At 43.7% G+C, this 1,056-nt stretch carries 2 protein-coding genes and 1 pseudogene; 1 reads left to right on the top strand and 2 read right to left on the bottom strand.

Annotation, left to right across the window (positions count from 1 at the left end; genetic code table 11):
- The first annotated feature begins 131 nt into the window (after positions 1-131).
- A complete protein-coding gene (locus tag HMPREF9420_RS13960; RefSeq protein ID WP_155813728.1) occupies positions 132-245 on the top strand; it encodes a DNA-directed RNA polymerase in 114 nt (37 codons plus the stop codon).
- 75 nt (positions 246-320) lie between these two features.
- On the opposite strand, the gene HMPREF9420_RS13520 is transcribed toward HMPREF9420_RS13960, so the two are convergent.
- Both HMPREF9420_RS13520 and HMPREF9420_RS14740 read right to left on the bottom strand, forming a co-directional pair.
- The gene (locus HMPREF9420_RS13520; protein ID WP_007135218.1) at positions 321-581 is read right to left on the bottom strand and encodes a hypothetical protein; all 261 of its coding nucleotides are present in this window, start codon (positions 579-581) and stop codon (positions 321-323) included.
- Between the two features lie 248 nt (positions 582-829).
- A pseudogene (locus HMPREF9420_RS14740) lies at positions 830-919 on the bottom strand (tetrahydrofolate synthase); the annotation flags it as partial.
- Positions 920-1,056 lie beyond the last annotated feature (137 nt).

Genomic DNA, 1,056 nt, shown 5'->3' with positions numbered 1-1,056 from the left:
GGGTTAATTAGAGGTGGTGATGTTGTTGATAATTAAAGGTGAAATGGTTTGGGGCAAATCATCGCGCAATTTGCCGTGTTTTACATGGTGAAATGACGCAGTTTATCGCGTAAAATGACGCAAATTATATTATGCTTTTTATTATTCAACGCCGTAGGTGTTGCGTTTTTGATAGCCCAGGGTTGCCAAACGATAGTGCAGGCTACCCTGGGTTGGCGTATGTTGTGCGTGGAACAACGCCGTAGGTGTTGCGCTTTTTTTGAGTAATCCATCACTAAAGGTTTCATTGTAAGCATGCCTTCATTGAAAAAGCTCAACACCTATGGCGTTGAATCCCCTTGTAAACGTTTACCCGGGGTAGGCTCGTTCCTCGCCAACCCCGGGCTATCAAAAACACAACTCGTACCGAGTTGCCCCATGAGGGCAGTCACAATATTAAACACATTCATCGAGTAATCATCATAATACACACGTTGTTGCGTGTTGAAAACATTCATAATGGCAAATACGTTCATTAGAAGATTAATATAATACCTACGGCGTTGCGTCGTTACAACATTTATAATGAAAGATATATCCATTGAGATCTTGATACATTTTGCTGTTTATTTATTCGCATGTTGGCATCAATTATATTATAGAATGCACGTTTCAACGCCGTAGGTGTTGTGCTTTTGATAGCCCAGGGTTGCCAAACGATAGTGCAGGCTACCCTGGGTTAGCGTATGTTGTGTGGGGAACAACGCCATAGGTGTTGCGCTTTTTTTGATTAATCCACCATAAAAAGTTTCATTGTAAGCATGCCTTCACAGAAAAAGCTCAACACCGATGGCGTTGAATCTCCTTGCGAACGTTTACCCGGGGTAGGCTCGTTCCTCGCCAACCCCGGGCTATCAAAAGAACAACTCGTACCGAGGTGCGTGGTGAAATAATTGTGAGCGTGGCGTGGTTGATAACAAAATGTAAAATAATGAAAGGCAAACAAAGCCTCTCCCCCAGCCCCTCCCCGAAGAGGGAGGGGAGTAGTTAGTCATGGAAATGGAGGAAGTTGTTTTG

Origin of the sequence: Segatella salivae DSM 15606, from assembly GCF_000185845.1 — a bacterium.
Taxonomy (GTDB): Bacteria; Bacteroidota; Bacteroidia; order Bacteroidales; family Bacteroidaceae; genus Prevotella; species Prevotella salivae.
The sequence above is the reverse complement of the archived record's forward strand: the minus strand, read 5'-3'. Positions and strand labels throughout refer to the sequence as shown.

What these genes read in the sequence shown, in the direction of transcription:
- HMPREF9420_RS13520 (WP_007135218.1), bottom strand. Translation starts at nt 581, where the DNA reads ATGGATATATCTTTCATTATAAATGTTGTAACGACGCAACGCCGTAGG.
- HMPREF9420_RS13960 (WP_155813728.1), top strand. Translation starts at nt 132, where the DNA reads ATGCTTTTTATTATTCAACGCCGTAGGTGTTGCGTTTTTGATAGCCCA.